Below are 19,733 nucleotides of genomic sequence, written 5' to 3' on the forward strand. Positions count from 1 at the left end.
TCTTCACCCCGTCGCGAGCAGCGGTGATGCCAGCGTGGAAGAGTCGTGCCGGCAGACGAACAGCCAGTCCGGCCCGGGCGGCTCGGGCGACCGGGGCGGCCCGGACGGGCCGGGCGGTTCCGGCCGCCCCGATGTCGGCGAGCGCATGGTGCGCGACCTGCTGGAAAGGGCCCGCTGCAGCGCGGCGGAGCTACTCGCCGACGCCGTCGTGCACGCCGCCGCGCCGCTGGGGGTGCGGCAGGCGGTCATCTACATGGCCGACCTCGGCCAGGAGTCGCTGGTGCCGCTCCACGGGGACCAGGCGTGGACGCCGGGGTCGGTCCCGCTGTCCATCGACGGCACTCCGGCCGGTCGCGTCTACCGCACGCTGACTCCGTACCAGAGCGACCGGGAGGGCGGCCGCACCCTCTGGCTGCCCCTCGTGGACGGAGCCGACCGGCTCGGCGTGCTCGAGCTGAGCCTGCCAGAGATCGTCCCGGATCGCGCGCGGCTCATGCTGCTCGCGTCGCTGGTCGGGCTCCTGCTGGCCACCAAGCGCGCCTACAGCGACACCGTGCCCCGCACCCGCAGGACCCAGCTCATGACGCTGTCGGCGGAGATGGAGTGGGTGTTCATGCCGCCTCTCACGTTCTCCACCGAGGACGTGCAGGTCGGCGCGCTGCTGGAGCCGGCCTACGAGCTGGGCGGCGACGCCTTCGACTACTCGCTGTCCGGAGACCACCTGCACGTGTCGATCTACGACGCGATGGGGCACGACCTGGACGCCGGGCTGCTGGCCGCCGTCGCCCTGGCCAGCTGCCGCAACGCGCGGCGGAACGGCGGCGATCTGCCCGATCTGGCGGAACTGGCCGAGGAGGCGGTCGCCGAGCACTTCGGCGGCGAGCGGTTCATCACCGCGGTCCTCGCGGACATCGACATCCGCACGGGCGTGATGCGGTGGATCAACTGCGGGCATCCGCCCCCGCTGCTCGTCCGGCAGGGGAAGGTCGTCAAGAGGCTGGACCAGCCGCCGCGGCTGCCGCTGGGGCTCGGCGACACGCAGCCCGCCGCCGTGTACGAGGAGCGCCTCCAGCGGGGCGACCAGGTGCTGCTCTTCACCGACGGTGTGAGCGAGGCCCGGTCGCCCGAGGGCGAGCTGCTGGGTATCGACCGGGTCTGCGACCTCGTCGTGCGGACCAGGACTCCCGGTCTGCCGGTGGCGGAGGGACTGCGCCGCTTCGTCCGCGCGCTCGCCGAACACCAGCATGGCCGGCTGCGGGACGACACCACCGTCGTCCTGGTCGAATGGGGCCCGAGTCCGGCCCCGTCCGCGGACGGGACGGAGCCGGGCGCCGCATCCGAAGGGGGAGGGACATGACCGAGACGCGTCACCCGGTTCCCGAGGCGATGAAGGAGGCCGACGTCGTCGACCTGCTCATCCACCAGCACGCCATGATCAGGGATATGTTCGACGACGTGGAGGCGGCGGCGCCCGAGGAGCGGCCCGAGTGCTTCCGGCGGCTGACCCGGATGCTCGCCGTGCACGAGACGGCGGAGGAGGAGGTCGTCCACCCGTACGCCCGCAGGCGGATCGACGGCGGCGCGGGGATCGTCGACGACCGGCTGAAGGAGGAGAACGAGGCCAAGCGGCTGCTCGCGCTCCTCTGCGGGCAGGGCACCGACCATCCCGACTTCATGTCCGGCCTCGCGTTGCTGCGCGTCGCCGTGCTCGAACACGCCCGGGCGGAGGAGCGGTACGAGTTCGCGCGGCTGCGGGCGCAGGCGTCGGCGGCGGAGCGGCGGGCGATGGCGCTGGGCGTGCGCGCCGCGGAGGCCATGGCGCCCACCCGCCCGCACCCGGGGGTCGAGTCCGCCACCAAGAACCTGCTGCTCGGGCCGCCCACGGCGATCATCGACCGGGCCCGCGACCTGCTCCGCAGGGCGTTGCGCGGGGAGCGCTGACCCCCGGCCGTCCCCGTCCTCCCCCCGCCCCCCGGGGCGCGTCAACCGAACGGCGGACGGCCCGGGCCCCGGCATGTCACCGGGCCCGGGCCGTCCGGTGCGGGTCAGTGGGTCCGCAGGCTGTAGAGCGGGTGCGTGCCCTCGGTCTCCAGCCGGTACTCCTCACCCGAGCGGGCACGGTTCTCGTCGATGACCCGCTCGCTCGGCGGCTCGACGTCGTCGTGGATCCGCTCCTGGAACCGCCGGAAGCGCTCGTGGGCCTCCTGCACGTAGCCGGTGCCCAGCGTGGTGTAGTCGATCTGGGTGGCGATCAGCTCGCGCAGATACTCCTTGTTGGGCTCGAACATGACCGGCCGGGGAAGCGCGGGCGCCACGACCTCTCCCGGGTCGCGGCCGTCGTGGCGCCGCATGAGGTCGGCGGCGATGTGCAGGTGTTCGAGCTCCATGTTGAGGTGCAGCTCCCAGATGGCCTTCACCTTGGGATCGGTCTCGGTCTCCATGAACGAGTGGTACATGTAGCACTCGTTGTACTCGTGGTTGACGAGCTGCTCCCACCACGTCTCGCCCGGGTCCACGAGGGACTCGTAGTGCGTGACGTGCTCCTCCTCGATCAGCCCGATCTCCTGGTAGAGCTGGCGGGCGATCGGCTCCATGTAGCTGGGCCCGACGTTCATGTAGAAGTTCATGGTCTGCTGCTCGGCCGACATGATCGTCAGGGCGTGCAGCTTGGAGATCGGCGCCGCCGTCGCCCGGTCGTACGGCTCCCTGACGTTGTCGACCGGATCGCGGTGGTGCATCGCCGTCGGCCGTCCCGGCATCACCTCGGTGAGCTGGTCGACGATCTTCTCGGCCTTGCGGTGCTCGATCATCTCGTACAGGTTGGCGTACCGGTACAGATGGTCGAAGTCCTCCAGCACGCCGAACTGGTAGGCCTGTCTCAGGTAGTCGTCCGGCTCCATCCGCGCCACCCACGCGGTCAGGTCGACCGCCACCTGCTCGTACGCGATGGTGGTCTCCAGCACCGAGGAGACCCCGGGCAGCAGCCAGTTGACGGCCTTCTGCTGCTGCGCCTCGATGTAGCGGGTCTCGGCCAGGCGCTGCCGCACCTCCGGCTCCCGGCAGTGCCGGGCGAAGTGGTGGCTGAAGAGGATCGCCTCGATCTCGATGCCGTTCATCGTGATGATCCGGCACCGGGTGTAGGGGTCGGTGCGGTCGGGATCGATCGGCAGCACGTTCAGCTCGCGCCAGTTGCGGACCTGCCGGTCCAGGGGGATACCTCGCTCCTGCAGTGGATTGAACGTCATCTCGGCTGCTCCTTCCCCTGGGCCCGCGACTGCGCTTGGCCTACCCAGAGGGAGGAACGCGACAAACTATCCGCAATGTTCACATACCGCCAAGCACGGCCTGATTTCGCCATTCGGGGCGGGCTACCCCCTGGCGGCGGGCGGTTCTCACCGGCGGGGGCGCGCTGATCTCGGCCCTGTCCGGACCGCCCGTGTGGCGCGGAGCTCAGGCGATCGTCTGCCACCAGCCGTCGACCGGCGGCGGATCGTCGACCGTCACCCGCTCACCCGGCCGGGGCACGACGAGACGCACGTCACGCGCCTTCGCCTCGCGCCACAGCCGGTCGACCGGGTCGGCCCAGGCGTGGGCCGACAGGTTGAACGTGCCCCAGTGGACGGGGAGCAGGACCCCGGCCCGCACGTCGAGGTGGGCGAGGATCGCCTCCTCGGGGGTCATGTGGATGTCTGGCCAGCCCGCGCTGTACGCGCCGATCTGGATCACCGACAGGTCGAACGGCCCGTGCCGCTCGCCGATGGCCGCGTAACCGTCGAAATAGCCGGAGTCGCCGCTGTAGAACACCCGCCTGCGCTCACCGGCGATGACCCAGGACGACCAGAGGGTGCCGTTCCGGCGGAAGCCGCGGCCGGAGAAGTGCCGCGCGGCCGTGGCGACGAAGCGGACGCCGCCGACCGTGGCCTCCTCGTCCCAGTCGAGCTCCACGATCCGGGACGCGGGCACCCGCCAGCGCTCCAGGTGGGCGCCCACGCCCAGGGGGACGAGGAACGGGGCCGACTGGGTCCGGACCAGCTCTCTGACGGTGGGCATGTCGAGGTGGTCGTAGTGGTCGTGGGAGATGAGGATCGCGTCGAGCCTGGGCAGGTCCGCCAGCGGGATCGGGGGCGGATGGAGCCGGCGGGGACCGGTGAACGACACGGGGGAGCAGCGCTCGCTCCACACGGGATCGAGCAGCACCCGCCGCCCCTCGATCTCGACGAGGACCGACGAGTGGCCGTACCAGACGGTTTCGAGGTCACCGCCCGAAGGCCCGGGGACGCCGAGGGGCACCGGCCGCCGCGGCCGGCGCGGCTGCCGTCCGAACACCAGGTCACGCAGGACCTGGCGCTGCGCGCCCGGGGGAAGGATGGGGCTGGACTGGATGTTGCGGAACGCGCCGTCGCGGAACCGCGGCGAGCGCCGGACGCGCCCGGCCCGGTCTCCCGACGGCCGGCGGCCGAGAGCCGCGGGAACGTCGCGCACCGCCCAGGCCAGGGCGGCGAGCCCCAGGGCGCCCACGGCCAGTCGCGCCGTGCGCCCGTGTGTGCTGATCAACGGTGTTTCTCCTCGCTGGGGATCCTGCCGATCAGACTAAGGTCGCGAGGGCGCCGCCGCGCACGGCCGCGCCCTCCGCCTGTCCGGTGGGGTGCGCTCTCCGGCCCGGCTCCACCCTGAGTCCGGTCTGAGCGGTGCCGGTGGGCGGCATACCGCCCGGTTTGTCCGCTCTTGCCGCTCGCGGGGACGCGGATGCAGACTGCCAGATGGACGAGGCCGTTCGCGGCCGCCGCTCCTGACCGGGGTTCGCTCGACGATGAGGGAACGAGGAGACAACATGGACGACGGCCGGGGCCCGATCCGGGCGCCGAGGGGATCCGCGCTCACCGCGCGCGGCTGGCCGCAGGAGGCCGCCCTGCGGATGCTGATGAACAATCTCGACCCCGAGGTGGCCGAACACCCGGACCGGCTGGTGGTCTACGGCGGCACCGGCAAGGCCGCCCGCGACTGGCCGTCCTACGACGCGATCATCCGGTCACTCACCGGGTTGCGGGCCGACGAGACGTTGCTCGTGCAGTCGGGCCGCCCGGTCGGCGTGATGACCACGCACGAGTGGGCCCCCCGGGTGCTGATCGCCAACTCCAACCTGGTCGGCGACTGGGCCACCTGGCCGGAGTTCCGCCGGCTCGAACGGCTCGGCCTCACCATGTACGGCCAGATGACCGCGGGTTCGTGGATCTACATCGGCACCCAGGGGATCCTGCAGGGCACCTATGAGACGTTCGGCGCGGTCGCGGCCAAGCGGTTCGGCGGCACGCTGGCCGGCACCGTCACGCTCACCGCCGGGCTGGGCGGCATGGGCGGCGCGCAGCCCCTCGCGGTGACCATGAACGGGGGCGTCGCCATCTGCGTCGACTGCGATCCGCGCAGCATCGAGCGGCGGATCGCCCACCGCTACCTCGACGTCCGGGCCGCCGGCCTCGACGAGGCGCTCCGCCTCGCGTACGAGGCGAGGGACGCCCGCCGCCCGCTGTCCGTCGGCGTCGAGGCCAACGCCGCTCAGGCCGTGCCCGAGCTGCTGGCGCGCGGCGCCGAGATCGACGTCGTGACCGACCAGACCAGCGCCCACGACCCCCTGGCGTACCTGCCGCTCGGCGTGGCCTTCGAGGACATGGCCGGCGAGGCGCGCAAGGACCCCGACGGCTTCACCCGGCGGGCGCGCGAGTCCATGGCGCGGCACGTCGAGGCGATGGTCGGCTTCCAGGACGCCGGGGCGGAGGTCTTCGACTACGGCAACTCGATCAGGGGTGAGGCGCGGCTCGCCGGTTACGCGCGGGCCTTCGACTTCCCCGGTTTCGTGCCCGCCTACATCCGTCCCCTGTTCTGCGAGGGCAAGGGGCCGTTCCGGTGGGCGGCGCTGTCGGGCGACCCCGCCGACATCGCTCGTACGGACCGGGCGATCCTGGAGCTCTTCCCCGAGAACGAGCCGCTCACCCGGTGGATCCGCATGGCGGGCGAGAAGGTGGCCTTCCAGGGCCTGCCGGCCCGTATCTGCTGGCTGGGGTACGGGGAGCGCGACCGGGCGGGCGAGCGGTTCAACGATCTCGTGGCGTCCGGCGAGCTGGCGGCGCCCATCGTGATCGGCCGCGACCATCTCGACTGCGGATCGGTCGCCTCGCCCTACCGGGAGACCGAGGGGATGCTGGACGGCTCCGACGCCATCGCCGACTGGCCGCTGCTCAACGCGATGGTCAACGTCGCCTCCGGCGCCTCCTGGGTGTCGATCCACCACGGCGGCGGTGTGGGCATGGGCCGTTCCATCCACGCGGGGCAGGTGACGGTGGCGGACGGCACGGCCCTGGCCGGGGAGAAGATCCGCCGCGTGCTGACCAACGACCCCGGCATGGGGGTGATCAGGCACGTCGACGCGGGCTACGAGCGGGCGGCCGAGGTCGCCGCCGAGCGGGACGTGCGGATACCCATGCGCGAGGCGGGCGGGTGACGGGCGCCCGGCCCGGCGACGCGGGCCCCGGGCCGGCCGAGGCCGCGGCCCAGGCGGCGAAGCAGGCGGCGGATGAGGTCGCGGCGGAGGCCGCGGACGACTTCCGGCGGATGTGGCGGGATCTCCTCCCGGTCGGCAGGAACGCGGCGACCGGCGGCTACCGCCGGCACGCCTGGACCCCGGCCGACGCCGACTGCCGGGCCTGGTTCGAACGGGAGGCCCGCGACCGCGGCCTGTGGTACGAGGCCGACCGCAACGGCAACCAGTGGGCCTGGCTCGGCGACCCGGCCGACGGGAACGCCGTGGTCACCGGCTCACACCTCGACTCGGTGCCGGACGGCGGAGCCTACGACGGCCCGCTGGGTGTGGTGAGCGCCTTCGCGGCGGTCGACGCCCTCCGGCGGCGGGGGGCGGTGGCCGGACGGCCCCTGGCCGTGGTGAACTTCACCGAGGAGGAGGGCGCCCGGTTCGGCGTCGCCTGCCTCGGGTCGCGGCTGATGACGGGCGTCGCCGACCCCGCGGCCGCCCGGGCCCTGACCGACTCCGGCGGTGTCACCCTGGCCGAGGCCATGGAGCGCGCCGGGCACGATCCTTCGGCGCTCGGCCGGGACGACGAGCGGCTGGCGCGCGTCGGGGTGTTCGTCGAGCTCCACGTCGAGCAGGGACGCCGGCTGGCCGGCACGCCTCACCCGGTGGGGGTGGGATCGGCCATCTGGCCGCACGGCCGCTGGCGGCTCGACTTCCCCGGCGTGGCCGACCACGCGGGCACCACTCTCATGGAGGACCGCCGCGACCCCATGCCCGGCTACGCGGCCACGGTGCTGGCCGCCCGGGAGAGCGCGACCAGGATGGGCGGCCTGGCCACCTTCGGCCGGCTGCGGGTCGCGCCCAACGGGACCAACGCCATCGCGTCGCTGGTCACCGCCTGGCTCGACTGCCGGGCGCCGGACGCGGACACCCTTGAGGATCTCGTCGCCGGGATCGCGGCCGTGGCCGAGGCGGCGGGGGCGGAGATCACCGCCGAGTCCGGTACCCCGCTGGTGACCTTCGACCGCCCCCTCCGCGTGCGGCTCGCCAGGATCCTCGGCGGGGCCCCACCACTGCCCACGGGTGCGGGCCACGACGCGGGCGTCCTGGCCTCCGCCGTTCCCACGGCCATGCTGTTCGTCCGCAACCCGACCGGCGTCTCCCACTCACCGCACGAGCACGCCGAGGAGGCCGACTGCCTGGCGGGCGTCTCCGCCCTCACCCGGGTCCTCACGGACCTGCTGGCCGACGACCCGTCCGAACCCGCGCAGTGTGAGCCCGGCCCGCCCGGCGGCAGCTGACCTGAGCCTGCTGACCCGCGCCGGCTGACCTGAGCCTGCTGACCCGCGCCGGCTGACCTGAGCCTGCTGACGGACGGCGGCCGGCCTGCGCCGGGCCGGGCCGGGCCGGTGGGGCCGGCCGTCCGGCGCAGGCCCCTGATCAGCGGGTGGGGTCCTGGCCGGTGAGACCGGCCCGCCGCAGGGCCTCGGCCATGGCGCCGCCGGCGGCGGCCGCTCCCCGGCCGCCTCCGCCCCGCTCGCCACCCCGCTCGCCACCCCGGTCCCCGCCTCGGCCGCCCCGGCCGGCGCCGCCCTGCCCCTGGCGAGGCTGGTCTCGCTGATCGCCCTGCCGTGCCTGGCCGCCCTGCCGTGCCTGGCCGCCCTGCCGTGCCTGGCCGCCGCGGCGGCCCCTGCCGGCGCCGTCACCGCCGTCGGCGGGCCGCGCGTCGCCGCGGGTCACCTCGTCGTCGAGCCGCAAGGTGAGCGAGATCCGCTTGCGGGGGATGTCGACGTCGAGCACCTTCACCCGCACGATGTCACCGGGCTTGACGACCTCGCGAGGATCGCGGACGAACGAGTTCGACATGGCCGAGACGTGCACCAGGCCGTCCTGGTGCACGCCCACGTCGACGAACGCTCCGAACGCCGCGACGTTCGTCACCACGCCCTCGAGGATCATGCCGGGATCGAGGTCGGAGATCTTCTCGACGCCCTCCTTGAACGCCGCCGTCTTGAAGGCGGGCCGGGGATCGCGCCCCGGCTTCTCCAGCTCCTTCAGGATGTCGGTGACGGTCGGCAGGCCGAAGGTGCCGTCGACGAAGTCGGCCGGCCGCAGCTTCCGCAGCACGGAGGTGTTCCCGATGACGCTCCGCAGGTCGCTCCCGGTCGATTCCAGGATGCGGCGCACCACCGGATAGGCCTCCGGATGCACGCTGGAGGCGTCGAGCGGGTCGTCGCCACCGGGGATGCGCAGGAAGCCCGCGCACTGCTCGAACGCCTTCGGGCCGAGCCGGGGAACGTCCTTCAGTGCCCGGCGGGAGCGGAACGGGCCGTTCGCGTCGCGATGGGCCACGATGCTCTCCGCGAGGCCGGTGCCGATGCCGGAGACCCGGTTGAGCAGCGGGGCCGACGCGGTGTTGACGTCGACGCCCACGCCGTTCACGCAGTCCTCCACGACGGCGTCGAGCGAGCGGGAGAGCTTCACCTCGGACAGGTCGTGCTGGTACTGACCGACTCCGATCGACTTCGGATCGATCTTCACCAGCTCGGCGAGCGGGTCCTGCAGCCGCCGCGCGATCGATACGGCGCCGCGCAGCGACACGTCGAGGCCGGGCAGCTCCTGCGAGGCGTACGCGGAGGCCGAGTAGACCGACGCCCCGGCCTCGGACACCATCACCTTGGTCAGGTGGGGGAGGCGCTTGACCAGCTCTCCGGCGAGCTTGTCGGTCTCGCGGGACGCCGTGCCGTTGCCGATGGCGACGAGATCCACCCCGTGCTCCGTGGCGAGGCGCGCGAGCGTCGCCAGCGACTGATCCCACTGTCTCCTGGGCTCGTGCGGGTAGATCGTGTCGGTGGCGACGACCTTGCCGGTGCCGTCGACGATCGCCACCTTCACGCCGGTGCGCAGCCCGGGGTCGAGGCCCATCGTCGACCGGGCTCCCGCCGGGGCGGCGAGCAGCAGGTCGCGCAGGTTGGCGGCGAAGACGCGGACGGCCTCCTCCTCGGCCGCCTGCCACAGCCGCGTGCGCAGGTCGATGCCGAGGTGGACGAGGATCCGGGTCCGCCAGGCCCAGCGGACCGTGTCCGCGAGCCAGCGATCCGCCGGGCGGCCCTGGTCGGACACGCCGAAACGGCGCGCGACCCGCAGCTCGTAGTCGTTCGGCTCCTCGGCCTCCGGGTCGAGCGTGAGGGTGAGGATCTCCTCCTTCTCGCCGCGGAACATGGCGAGGATCCGGTGCGAGGGCAGCCGGGTGAAGGGCTCGGAGAAGTCGAAGTAGTCGGAGAACTTCGCGCCGGCCTCCTGCTTGTCGTCCCGGACCTGGGCGACCAGGCGGCCCTTCGACCACATCCGCTCGCGCAGGTCGCCGATCAGGTCGGCGTCCTCGGCGAACCGCTCGACCAGGATGGCCCGCGCGCCCTCCAGGGCCGCCGCCGCGTCGGCCACGCCCTCCCGGACGTACGCGCCCGCGGTGGCCGCCGGGTCGAGCCCCGGGTCGGCGAGCAGCGCGTCGGCCAGCGGCTCCAGCCCCGCCTCCCGCGCGATCTGCGCCTTGGTCCGCCGCTTCGGCTTGAAGGGGAGGTAGATGTCCTCCAGGCGGGCCTTGCTGTCGGCCGCCATGATCCGCGCTTCCAGGGCGTCGTCGAGCTTGCCCTGGGACCGGATCGACTCGAGGATGGCGCTCCGCCGTTCCTCGAGCTCGCGCAGGTAGCGCAGCCGTTCCTCCAACGCGCGCAGTTGCGCGTCGTCCAGCGCGCCCGTGGCCTCCTTGCGGTAACGGGCGATGAACGGCACCGTGGCCCCACCGTCGAGCAGGTCGACGGCCGCGGTCACCTGGCTCTCGCGGACGCCGAGCTCCTCCGCGATCCGCTGTTGAATGGACGTCGTCACGATCCTTGATCCGCCTTCTTCCGGGAGGCTCTCATTCTGCCGGACCTCCGGCCCCGGCTCGCCCCGCCCGCGGAAACCTGTGGACAAGGGCCGGGACCGGCGCCGCCGGCCCCGGCCCGAAACCACGTCAGGCCAGGTCACGTCTGATCAGCTGGTCCCCGGTCAGCCCAGTCCGTTCCGCATGGCCGTGACCAGTTCGCCGTTGCCGGTGTCGCCGCTGAGCTCCCAGAAGAACGAGCCGCCGAGGCCCTGGTTCTTCGCGTAGCTCATCTTCCCCGCGATCGTGCCCGGGGTGTCGTAGCTCCACCAGTTGGCGCCGCACCTGGCGTAGGCGGTGCCCGCGACGGTGCCGGTCGCGGGGCACGAGTTCTTCAGCACCTTGTAGTCCTCGATGCCCGCCTCGTACGTCCCGGGCGCCGGCCCGGTGGCGGTGCCGCCCGGCGCGCTCTGTGTGACGCCGGTCCAGCCGCGGCCGTAGAAGCCGATGCCGAGCAGCAGCTTGCCCGCGGGCACGCCCTTGCCCTTGAGCCTCTGGATCGCCGCGTCCGCGTAGAAGCCGGCGGCCGGGATGCCGGAGTAGGACGTCAGCGGCGAGTGCGGGGCGGTCGGCCCGGTGGCCGCCCACGCGCCGAAGTAGTCGTACGTCATGACGTTGTACCAGTTCACGTACTGCGCGGCGCCGGCGTAGTCGGCGGCGTCGATCTTGCCGCCCGCGGTGCCGTCGGCGGTGATGGCGGCCGTGATCAGGTAGTTGGCGCCGAACCGGGCGCGCAGCGCCGACATCAGGTTCCGGAACGCGGCGGCGCCGCTGCCGTCGCAGGACAGGCCGCAGGCGTTCGGGTACTCCCAGTCGATGTCGATGCCGTCGAACACGTCGGCCCAGCGGGGGTCCTCGACGAGGGCGTAGCAGGAGTCGGCGAACGCGGCCGGGTCGGCCGCGGCCTGGGTGAACCCGCCGGACCAGGTCCAGCCGCCGAACGACCAGAGGATCTTCAGCCCGGGGTGCAGGGCCTTGAGTTTGCGCAGCTGGCCGAAGCTGCCGCGCAGCACACCGGCGTCCCAGGTGTCGGCCTTCCCGTCGACGCTGTTGGCCGCCGTGTACGCCATGTCGTAGTCGGCGTAGGCGTCCCCGATCGCGCACCTGCCGTTGGTCACGTTGCCGAAGGCGTAGTTGATGTAGCCGAGCTTGGCGGCCGAGCCGCTCGTCTCGACGTTCTTCACGAAGTACTGGCGCCCGTAGACGCCCCACTCGGTGAAGTAGCCGAGCAGCCTGCCGCCTCCGCCGCCGTCCCCGCCGCCTCCGCCGGTCGAGGTGGTGCCGGTGACGGAGCCGCCGGCGGCCGACAGGTTGCCCGCGGCGTCCACGGCCCTGACGGTGTAGGTGTAGGCGGTGCCGGAGGCCAGCCCGCCGTCGGTGAAGGACGTGCCGGTCACCGTGGCCACGAGGACGCCGCCGCGGTAGACCCGGTAGCCGGTGACGCCCACATTGTCGGTGGCGGGATCCCAGGCGAGGCCGGCGCTGGACGTCGTCGTGCCGGTGACGCGGAGACCGCCGGGCGCGCTCGGCGGGGTGGTGTCCGCTCCGCCTCCGCCCGAGCCCGCGGTGACCGAGATCGCGGAGACGGTGGCGTAGTTGGCGCCGCCGTTCATGTTGAACTGGACGTTGAGCTGGCCGTCGGAGACGGTCGTGGTGAAGGTCCGGTCGCAGGCGGTCATCGGGCCGCACGAGGCGTAGACGTCGAACGCGGACAGCACCGTCGTGCCTTCCGCGCGCACGTCGAACCTGCGCTGACCCGGACCGTTGGCCCAGTCCTCGACCATCTTCAGTGTCACCTGATAGGTGCCGTCGGCGACGTCGAACCGGTACCCGGACCAGCCGCTGAACAGGTCGTATCTCTGGTAGAGGGAGTCGTCCGAGGTGCCGGCGATCGAGCCCGCCGTCGAGCCCGATCCGTAGAGGGTGTCGTAGCCCCAGCCGCCGCTCGCGTACGCCTTGTCGGCCGACCAGGAGTTCCCCGATCCGTCGGTGAGCGCCGGGCCGCCCGCGTCGACGCGGATGGGGACGGCCGCGGCGGCGTACGCGCCGGCGGGTAAGGCGACGAGGGGGGTGAGCAGCGCCCCCAGGGCCGCCAGGAGGGCGGGCAGGATCCGTCGTTTCATGTGTGCTCCACGTCCAATGGGCTGGTGGGGGTGGGGTGCGATGGACGCGTGGGCGACAGGGCGCGGGCCGGTCGCCCCTGGTGCTGTTGCCGAGGATCTGGAGACCGGAATCGGGAGGTGAACGCGGCACGGAAACCTCCTGCCTGGCCATACGGCCGAAACTATTAGTAAGGTTTCCTTTTAGTTTGAAGTCAACTTACCCGCGGTCGAGCGCGCCGTCAATATCCCGTGTCTGGGGATCCGCCCCGGATTGTGAAGCCGGCGGCCGCCGTGTCGCGGCCGCTGATCTCAGCGGGGGATCCGGCTCGGGCAGGCCCGGCCGCCGGCGCCGCAGGCTCCCGGGCCGGCCGGGGCCGTCCGCCCGTGGCGTTCGAGGAGCCCGGTGGGGAAGGTGGTCACGCTGCCGCTGCCGCACTCCGGGCAGAACGCTCCCGACCAGGGCGGCGGAACGGCGACGCCGTCCCGGGTCCAGAGGGTGACGTCGTGGCCCTGCCCGTCCGGCCGCCGCTGGACCAGATAGTCCTGCTCCCAGGCCCGCAGGCAGTGCAGGCACTCGAACGGCCACGTCTCGCAGGTGCCGAACTCGTCCTGCACCCCAACCACCCCCCGGTATGACACATCCCGTTTTCGAGTGTGTGCACCAGGGGAAAGCCGGGCAAGAGGAGTGCGCATGACGGTGCGTAATTATTACATCGCTCACCGTCGCCGATCGGCGACGGTGAGGCGCAAAAGTGATGATCGTCGCGGCCGGTGCCCCCGGCGGCCGATCCGTCGCAGGCTGTAGCGTCTGGGACATGCGACTCGGAGTCCTGGACGTGGGATCCAACACGGTGCACCTCCTCGTGGTGGACGCGCACCAGGGGGCACGACCCCTCCCGGCGTTCTCCCACAAGGAGGAGATGCGCCTCGCCGAGCACCTCGACGGCGACCGGCTGTCAGACGAGGGTGCGGCCAGGTTGCGCGGATTCGTCCGCGAGGCGATGGCGATCGCCGAGGACAAGGGCGTGGAAGACCTGGTGGCCTTCGCCACCTCCGCGGTGCGGGACGCGGTGAACGGCGAGGAGGTCCTCGCCCAGATCAAGGCCGACACCCGGGTCGACATCCAGGTGCTGTCCGGGCAGGACGAGGCGAGGCTCACCTTCCTGGCCGTGCGCCGCTGGTTCGGGTGGTCGTACGGGCGGCTCCTCGTGATCGACATCGGCGGCGGATCGCTGGAGATCGCCTCGGGGATCGACGAGGAGCCGGACGTCACGATCAGCCTGCCGCTGGGGGCGGGACGGCTCACCCGCGACTGGCTCACCGGCGACCCGCCGGACCAGGAGGCGGTGCGGGCGCTGCGGCGCCACGCCCGCGCCGAGATCGCCCGCACCGTCGGCGCGGTCACCCGCTACGGCAGGGCAGACCACGCCGTCGCCACGTCGAAGACGTTCCGCCAGCTCGCCCGGATCGCCGGGGCCGTCTCGTCGAGCGAGGGCGTCTACGTGAAGCGGACCCTGGCCCACGAGGACCTGACGAAGTGGACGGCCAGGCTCGCGCGGATGCCGGCGGCCCGCCGGGCGGAGCTGCCGGGGGTCTCGGCCGGGCGCGCGCCGCAACTGCTCGCGGGCGCGGTCGTCGCGGACGCCGCGATGGACCTGTTCGAGCTGGGGGAACTGGAGATATGCCCGTGGGCGCTGCGCGAGGGCATGATCCTGCGCCGGTTGGACGTTCTGCCGATGGGTCGCGAGCGTCTGGCCGATCGGTAAGGCTTGAGATCCACATTTCCGGGCACGGCAGCCATGCCCGGATATTGCTGGTTATTTGAATGCGCGATTCCCGGGGGAACCACCGGGCGTCGGGGCGAGGTGTGGAGGACGCGCGATGATTGAGCTGCTGGGATTAGCCGTCTCCGCCGTGGCGGCGGCGGGGCTCGTCCTGCTCGCGACGGTGCTGATCGCGTTCCTGACGCTGGCCGTGCTAGGGCTGCTCGCCGCCAGCATCGGCTGGCACTCCTCCCGCCGCCGCAGCGCGGCCGTCACGTCTCGCAGCGCGGCCGTCACGCCTCCCGGCCCGGTGCGGGGCGGTGCCCAGGCGCATGGCGCGTCCCGTCAGCGCACCAGGACGAGCGGCCGCCCGAGCGGTCAGCCCGGCTGACCGAGCCGAGCTGACCGAGCACATCGCCCGATCGCCCACGCCGCGCCGGGACTGACCCGCCCGAGCGCCTCCGTCAGCGCGGATCGCCGTTCTGGGCGGACAGCGCCTTGACCATCTCGGTCAGATGGGCCACCTGCGTTTCCAGCCCGCGCAGGCGGGCTTCGAGCTCGCTCAAGGTGGGGGACTGGAATCCGTCGCCGATCTGCCTGCTCATGTCTTCCTCCCGAGCGGCGCCGGCGGGGACCGGCGTAGTGACGCAGGGCTGGGGGCAAGTGAAAGCCGAGGAGTCCTATTCCCCGTTTGGGTGATTCGACAACCTGTGTCGGTGGTGAACATGGGAAGAACGCGCGCCCCCGCGCCGTCCGGCGCTTCCCCCCCCGCCGTCACACCTGCTCGGTGACGGGTTCGAGCAGGTCGGCCGTGGCCCGCTGATCGAAGTGGCGGGCCCAGTCGAGAGGGGTGCCGTCGAAGCGGGCGTCGCGGAGGTTGGGATCCGCCCCCAGCTTCAGCAGGCTCCGGGTGAGATCGACGTCGCCGCCGGCGGCGCTGTGGTGCAGGGCCGTCTCCCACGCCTCCTCGACCGGCGCGTCGCCCCGCCCGAAGGCGTTCACGTCGAAGCCCAGCTCGGCCAGCAGCACGACCGCGCCGGGAGGCGCCTGGGCGGCCGCCCAGACGATGAGCCCGGGACGGCGCCGGCGGGCCTCGGACACCGCGCCGGGATGTCCGGCCCGGACGCGGTCCACCGCGGACCGGTCGGCGCGGAACGCCGCGGCGATCAGCTCGTCGACCGGGTCCGGATCCGGCGCCGCCGCCCCCTGGGAGACCAGGTAGGCGGCGATCTCGGTGTCGCCGTAGAGCCGGGCGAGCTCTACGGGCGTCCGTCCGTCACCCGGGCGCCAGGCCGGACCGTCGAGCTCGTAGGCGGATCGGAAGTCGACGCCGTGCTCGACCAGCAGTCGCACCCGGCCGGGCTGGTGGTGCTCGACCGCCCAGCGGAGCTGGGTGCGCAGCAGTTCGGCGGGCGAGTCGGCGAGGTCGCCCAGGCGAGCCCTCCACGGGCCGCCGTCACCGGCGCCGAGGCCGTATTCGAAGAGCAGCTCCAGGTGATCGTTCTCGGGCGAGAACATGCGGTTGTACAGCGTCTGGGCGTCGTTGGGGTCCGCGCCGGCGTCCAGGAGCAGCCGGCCCAGCTCACGCCAGTGCGGGTGGGGCGGCTGGCGGCGCGCGCCCAGCTCGCCGTGACCGAACACGCCGGTCAGCAACGTGAAGGGGGACGGCAGGCCGTCGAAGAGGTAGCCCTCGTGCGGGTCGGCGCCGGCCGCGAGGAGCTGCCGGGCGACGGAGAGCACCGCCTCGGCCGGAACACCGGGATCGGCCCGCGAATAGACCAGGTAGCACAGCGGCCGCCACCCGAACGGGCCGCCGCGTTCGCGGGCCAGCCGCGGCTCCCGGGCGAGCAGGCGACGCACATCGCCGGGGCGGCCCGCCGCGGCGGCTGCCCAGATGTCCGCCGCGGTCAGGCCGGGGTCGTCGGCGAGCAGCCGGCGGGCCCGCCGCCACCGCTCCGGCCCGTCCTCCCGGGTGTACGTCAGGCAGGCCAGGCGGCAGAAGTCCCCGGCCGGGCCGGCGGCCGGGGCGGCGCCTGAGCCGCTGTCCCAGCCGTGTTCCGCCACCGTGTCGAGATAGCGCCGCAGGCGCGCCCAGCTGGGAAATCCGTACTCGCGGGCGACCACGAGCTGCGCCGCGCCCAGCCGGAGCGAACCGGGGTCGTCCGGCGCTCCGGACGGATGGTGCCGGGCGAACCGGGCGGTCGCGGCCGGGTCACCGGCCCGGGCGGCGCGCTGCAGGGCGCGGGCCTGTCTGCGGAAGTTGTCGAGGCTGGGGCGATCGGGAAGGGAAGCGGTCGGCACAGGGGCCTCCTCTCGTCCGCCTGATGTCCGCTTTGTCAGGCCGAAAGGAGAGCGAAGCCGCGCACTTCATGCTCCAGGTGGGCTGAGCCCATTCCCGCGGACCGGTGGCTCCCTGGTAGCCACCGTCACTGTAGCCCGCGCGGCGGCGGCGACGCCACCGGCCGCGATCGGCACTCGGGCCGAACTTTGGTTACGCTGCCACGATGGCGGAAGTTGAGGGGGCACGGCACGAGTGGCGGGTGCCCTGGCGGGTCGTCGCGGCCAAGGGCGCCGCCGCGTTCGCGTTCGCGCTGCTCGCCGTGCTGGGCGGCGGCGGGCGGCTGTTCCTCGCGGGAGTGGCCGCCGCCGGGTTCGCGGCGCTGGCGATCCGCGATCTGGTCGCGCCGGTACGGCTGTCGGCCGGGAAGGACGGCCTGGTGGTCACCGGCCTCGCCGGGAGAGAGCGCGTCACCTGGAACGACGTCGACCGCATCCGGGTGGACACGCACCGGCGGTACGGGCTGACCACCGAGCTGCTGGAGATCGACGCCGGCGAGCAGATCCACCTGTTCAGCCGGTTCGACCTCGGCCGGCCGGTCGTCGACGTCGCCGAGACGCTCATGCGCATGCGTCCCTGACCCTGTGGGACCCCGTGGGACCCTGTGGGGCCCCGGGCGCCCGCGCGGCCGGTGGGCCGCCGCGCGGGGCCGGTACGACGACGTCGCCCTCGTCCGTGGTCAGCGGACCGCGCACGCGGCGCCGTTCAGCGTGAAGGCGGCGGGTGCCGGGTTGGATCCGCTGTAGGTGCCCTGGAACCCGAAGTTCGCCGTCCCGCCGTTCGCGCCGATCGTCCCGTTGTACGACGCGTTCGCGGCGGTGACCTGCCGCCCCGACTGCGTGACGGTCGCGTTCCAGGCGTTGGTGACCTTCTGGTCGCCGCCGAACGTCCACTGCAGCGTCCATCCGTTCAGGGCCACGGCCGACGTGTTGGTGACGGTCACGTCCGCGGTGAAGCCGCTGCCCCAGTCGTTGGGCCGGTACGCCACGGCGCAGCCGCCCGTGCCGGCCGAGACACTCGGCGAGGGACTGGGCGAAGGACTGGGTGACGGGCTCGCCGAAGGGCTGGCCGAAGGACTGGGAGAGGGGCTGGGCGAAGGACTGGCGGAGGGGCTCACCGAGGGGCTGGGCGAAGGCGAGGGGCTGGCCGTGGCGTAGCCCAGGCCGAAGCCGTACTCGAAGAGGGGCTGCTTGCCGTCTCCCGCGTTGATGGGCTCCTGGTCGGCGCTGCGCATCCACGTCATGGGCAGCTTGCCCGTGGGGGCGTAGTCGCCGAAAAGGACGTCGGCCACGCCGCGTCCCTCGGTGCCCGGCAGCCACGCCGCGACCAGGGCGTTCCAGCGGTCGATCTGACCGGCGACGTCCAGCGGCCGGCCGGAGACGAGCACCACGACCACCGGCACCCCCGACGCCGTGAGCCGCTGCAGGGTGGCGAGGTCGGTCGAGTCCAGGCCCATGGAGCCGGTGCGGTCGCCCTGCCCCTCGGCGTACGGCGTCTCGCCGACCACGGCGACGGCGGCGCGGTAGGAGGAGTCGATGCCGCTGCCGTCCCGGCTGTAGGTGACCTGAGCGCCGGAACCGACGGCGTCGCGGATGCCCTGGAGGATCGTCGTGCCGGGGGTCGTGGCGCCCGACGCGCCCTGCCAGCTGATGGTCCAGCCGCCGCTCTGGTTGCCGATGTCGTCGGCGTCCTTGCCGGCCACGAAGATCTTGCCGCCGGCCTTGGCCAGGGGCAGCACGTTACCCGAGTTCTTCAGCAGGACCAGCGACTTGCGGACCGCCTCGCGGGCGATCGCCCGGTGGGCCGCGCTGCCGACGGTCGAGGTGTACGACCGGTCGGTCAGGGGGCGCTCGAAGAGGCCGAAGGCGAACTTCTCGGTCAGGATCCGCCGGTTGGCGTCGTCGATCCTGGACATCGGGATCCGGCCCGCCTGCACCTCCGACTTCAGCAGTGAGACGAACTTCTTGTAGTCCGTCGGGACCATCACCATGTCGACGCCCGCGTTGATCGCCGTGGTGATCTCCGACGCGGTGAAGCCCGACTGCCCGTCGAGCTGGTCGATGCCCGCCCAGTCGGTGACGACGAACCCGGAGAAGCCGAGCTCGCCCTTGAGGACGTCCGTGATCAGGTACTTGTTGCCGTGCATTTTGGCGCCGTTCCAGGAGCTGTACGACACCATCACCGAGGCCACGCCGCGCTGCACGGCGGCCCGGAACGGCGCCAGGTGGATCGCGCGCAGGTCGGCCTCGCTGAGCTGGGTGTCACCCTGGTCCCGGCCGCCGGTGGTGCCCCCGTCGCCGACGTAGTGCTTCGCGGTGGCGAGGATGGCGGACGGCCCGCCGTTCTGGAACCCGTCGATGATCGTGGACATCTGGCTCACCAGAGCCGGGTCCTCGCTGAACGACTCGTACGTACGGCCCCAGCGGTCGTTGCGGGCGACACACAGGCACGGGGCGAACGTCCAGTCGATGCCGGTGCCGGAGACCTCCTCGGCGGTGGCCTGGCCGACCCGCCGCACCAGATCGGGGTCGCGGGTCGCGCCCAGCCCGATGTTGTGCGGGAAGATCGTCGCCCCGACCACGTTGTTGTGGCCGTGCACCGCGTCGATCCCGTAGATCATCGGGATGCCCAGCGGGGTCGACAGCGCCTGCCGCTGGAAGTTGTCGTACATGTCCGCCCAGGACGACGCCGTGTTCGGCGAGGGGGCTGACCCGCCGCCCGACAGGATCGAGCCGAGCCGGTACGCCGCCACGTCCGACACGTTCGACAGCGCCGACCGGTCGGCCTGCGTCATCTGGCCGACCTTGTCGTCGAGCGACATCCGCGACAGCAGGTCGGCCACCCGTGTCGCCACGGGCAGACTGGGATCCTTGTACGGCGCGTCCGCCGCCGTGGCGGAGCCACCGCCGGACAGGGGGACGAGGGTGAGCGCCGCGGCGACCAGCGCCGCGAACGCGGATCTCCGGACGAGCCTGCGCCGGTGCGTCATCGGTCCTCCTCAAGACGACGCCACGACCGTAGGAAGCGTCGTATCGGCCGGTCAACGAGGCGGCGGGCCGCGGGACGGCGACCTGCCGAGAGG

General features: G+C 72.8%; 15 protein-coding genes. 7 read left to right on the forward strand and 8 right to left on the reverse strand.

Annotated elements, in window-relative coordinates:
* Positions 1-34 precede the first annotated feature (34 nt).
* Positions 35-1,357 (forward strand): PP2C family protein-serine/threonine phosphatase, encoded by a 1,323-nt coding sequence (locus tag JOL79_RS35365; RefSeq protein WP_210155083.1) that lies wholly within the window; start codon positions 35-37, stop codon positions 1,355-1,357.
* Positions 1,354-1,941, forward strand: a complete 588-nt coding sequence (locus tag JOL79_RS08300; RefSeq protein ID WP_230984415.1) for a hemerythrin domain-containing protein — start codon at positions 1,354-1,356, stop codon at positions 1,939-1,941. Before JOL79_RS35365 ends, JOL79_RS08300 begins: the two co-directional genes overlap by 4 nt.
* Positions 1,942-2,045: 104 nt before the next feature.
* Here JOL79_RS08300 and JOL79_RS08305 read toward each other — a convergent pair whose 3' ends face one another.
* The gene (locus tag JOL79_RS08305) at positions 2,046-3,245 is read right to left on the reverse strand and encodes a hypothetical protein (RefSeq protein WP_210155084.1); all 1,200 of its coding nucleotides are present in this window, start codon (positions 3,243-3,245) and stop codon (positions 2,046-2,048) included.
* Between the two features lie 205 nt (positions 3,246-3,450).
* Positions 3,451-4,554: an MBL fold metallo-hydrolase gene (locus JOL79_RS08310; protein WP_230984416.1), complete on the reverse strand. Its 1,104-nt coding sequence runs from the start codon at positions 4,552-4,554 to the stop codon at positions 3,451-3,453.
* A gap of 277 nt (positions 4,555-4,831) precedes the next feature.
* Here JOL79_RS08310 and hutU point away from each other — a divergent pair, with 277 nt between their 5' ends.
* Positions 4,832-6,496 (forward strand): urocanate hydratase, encoded by a 1,665-nt coding sequence (hutU, locus tag JOL79_RS08315; protein ID WP_210155085.1) that lies wholly within the window; start codon positions 4,832-4,834, stop codon positions 6,494-6,496.
* A complete protein-coding gene (locus JOL79_RS08320; protein WP_307848404.1) occupies positions 6,493-7,824 on the forward strand; it encodes an allantoate amidohydrolase in 1,332 nt (443 codons plus the stop codon). Before hutU ends, JOL79_RS08320 begins: the two co-directional genes overlap by 4 nt.
* 139 nt (positions 7,825-7,963) lie before the next feature.
* Here the strand turns inward: JOL79_RS08320 and JOL79_RS08325 are convergent, their stop codons facing one another.
* From JOL79_RS08325 to JOL79_RS08335, 3 genes are all read right to left on the reverse strand, one after another.
* Entirely contained in the window at positions 7,964-10,411 is a 2,448-nt protein-coding gene (locus JOL79_RS08325; protein WP_210155086.1) for a Tex family protein, read from the reverse strand.
* Positions 10,412-10,573: 162 nt separating this feature from the next.
* Positions 10,574-12,571, reverse strand: a complete 1,998-nt coding sequence (locus tag JOL79_RS34940) for a glycosyl hydrolase family 18 protein (RefSeq protein WP_210155087.1) — start codon at positions 12,569-12,571, stop codon at positions 10,574-10,576.
* Between the two features lie 288 nt (positions 12,572-12,859).
* Complete coding sequence (locus tag JOL79_RS08335; RefSeq protein ID WP_210155088.1) at positions 12,860-13,174, reverse strand: hypothetical protein; 315 nt, start codon at positions 13,172-13,174, stop codon at positions 12,860-12,862.
* A gap of 191 nt (positions 13,175-13,365) precedes the next feature.
* Between JOL79_RS08335 and JOL79_RS08340 the strand changes: the two genes are divergently transcribed.
* Both JOL79_RS08340 and JOL79_RS08345 read left to right on the forward strand, forming a co-directional pair.
* Positions 13,366-14,316: a Ppx/GppA family phosphatase gene (locus JOL79_RS08340; RefSeq protein WP_210155089.1), complete on the forward strand. Its 951-nt coding sequence runs from the start codon at positions 13,366-13,368 to the stop codon at positions 14,314-14,316.
* Positions 14,317-14,431: 115 nt separating this feature from the next.
* Entirely contained in the window at positions 14,432-14,704 is a 273-nt protein-coding gene (locus tag JOL79_RS08345; protein ID WP_210155090.1) for a hypothetical protein, read from the forward strand.
* A 73-nt stretch (positions 14,705-14,777) separates the two neighbouring features.
* Here the strand turns inward: JOL79_RS08345 and JOL79_RS08350 are convergent, their stop codons facing one another.
* Both JOL79_RS08350 and JOL79_RS35370 read right to left on the reverse strand, forming a co-directional pair.
* Complete coding sequence (locus JOL79_RS08350) at positions 14,778-14,918, reverse strand: hypothetical protein (RefSeq protein WP_210155091.1); 141 nt, start codon at positions 14,916-14,918, stop codon at positions 14,778-14,780.
* 169 nt (positions 14,919-15,087) lie between these two features.
* Positions 15,088-16,614: an ankyrin repeat domain-containing protein gene (locus JOL79_RS35370; protein WP_210155092.1), complete on the reverse strand. Its 1,527-nt coding sequence runs from the start codon at positions 16,612-16,614 to the stop codon at positions 15,088-15,090.
* Between the two features lie 203 nt (positions 16,615-16,817).
* On the opposite strand from JOL79_RS35370, the gene JOL79_RS08360 reads away from it, so the two are divergent.
* Positions 16,818-17,231 (forward strand): PH domain-containing protein, encoded by a 414-nt coding sequence (locus tag JOL79_RS08360; protein ID WP_210155093.1) that lies wholly within the window; start codon positions 16,818-16,820, stop codon positions 17,229-17,231.
* A gap of 99 nt (positions 17,232-17,330) precedes the next feature.
* Here the strand turns inward: JOL79_RS08360 and JOL79_RS08365 are convergent, their stop codons facing one another.
* Entirely contained in the window at positions 17,331-19,640 is a 2,310-nt protein-coding gene (locus JOL79_RS08365; RefSeq protein ID WP_307848406.1) for a glycoside hydrolase family 3 N-terminal domain-containing protein, read from the reverse strand.
* Positions 19,641-19,733: the final 93 nt, after the last annotated feature.

The sequence above is a fragment of the Microbispora oryzae genome (assembly GCF_017896165.1).
GTDB classification, from domain to species: Bacteria; Actinomycetota; Actinomycetes; order Streptosporangiales; family Streptosporangiaceae; genus Microbispora; species Microbispora oryzae.

Coding starts and splice junctions, on each gene's coding strand:
- hutU (WP_210155085.1), top strand. CDS start 4,832: ATGGACGACGGCCGGGGCCCGATCCGGGCGCCGAGGGGATCCGCGCTC.
- JOL79_RS08345 (WP_210155090.1), top strand. CDS start 14,432: ATGATTGAGCTGCTGGGATTAGCCGTCTCCGCCGTGGCGGCGGCGGGG.
- JOL79_RS08360 (WP_210155093.1), top strand. CDS start 16,818: ATGGCGGAAGTTGAGGGGGCACGGCACGAGTGGCGGGTGCCCTGGCGG.
- JOL79_RS08365 (WP_307848406.1), bottom strand. CDS start 19,640: ATGACGCACCGGCGCAGGCTCGTCCGGAGATCCGCGTTCGCGGCGCTG.
- JOL79_RS08340 (WP_210155089.1), top strand. CDS start 13,366: ATGCGACTCGGAGTCCTGGACGTGGGATCCAACACGGTGCACCTCCTC.
- JOL79_RS34940 (WP_210155087.1), bottom strand. CDS start 12,571: ATGAAACGACGGATCCTGCCCGCCCTCCTGGCGGCCCTGGGGGCGCTG.
- JOL79_RS08305 (WP_210155084.1), bottom strand. CDS start 3,245: ATGACGTTCAATCCACTGCAGGAGCGAGGTATCCCCCTGGACCGGCAG.
- JOL79_RS08350 (WP_210155091.1), bottom strand. CDS start 14,918: ATGAGCAGGCAGATCGGCGACGGATTCCAGTCCCCCACCTTGAGCGAG.
- JOL79_RS08300 (WP_230984415.1), top strand. CDS start 1,354: ATGACCGAGACGCGTCACCCGGTTCCCGAGGCGATGAAGGAGGCCGAC.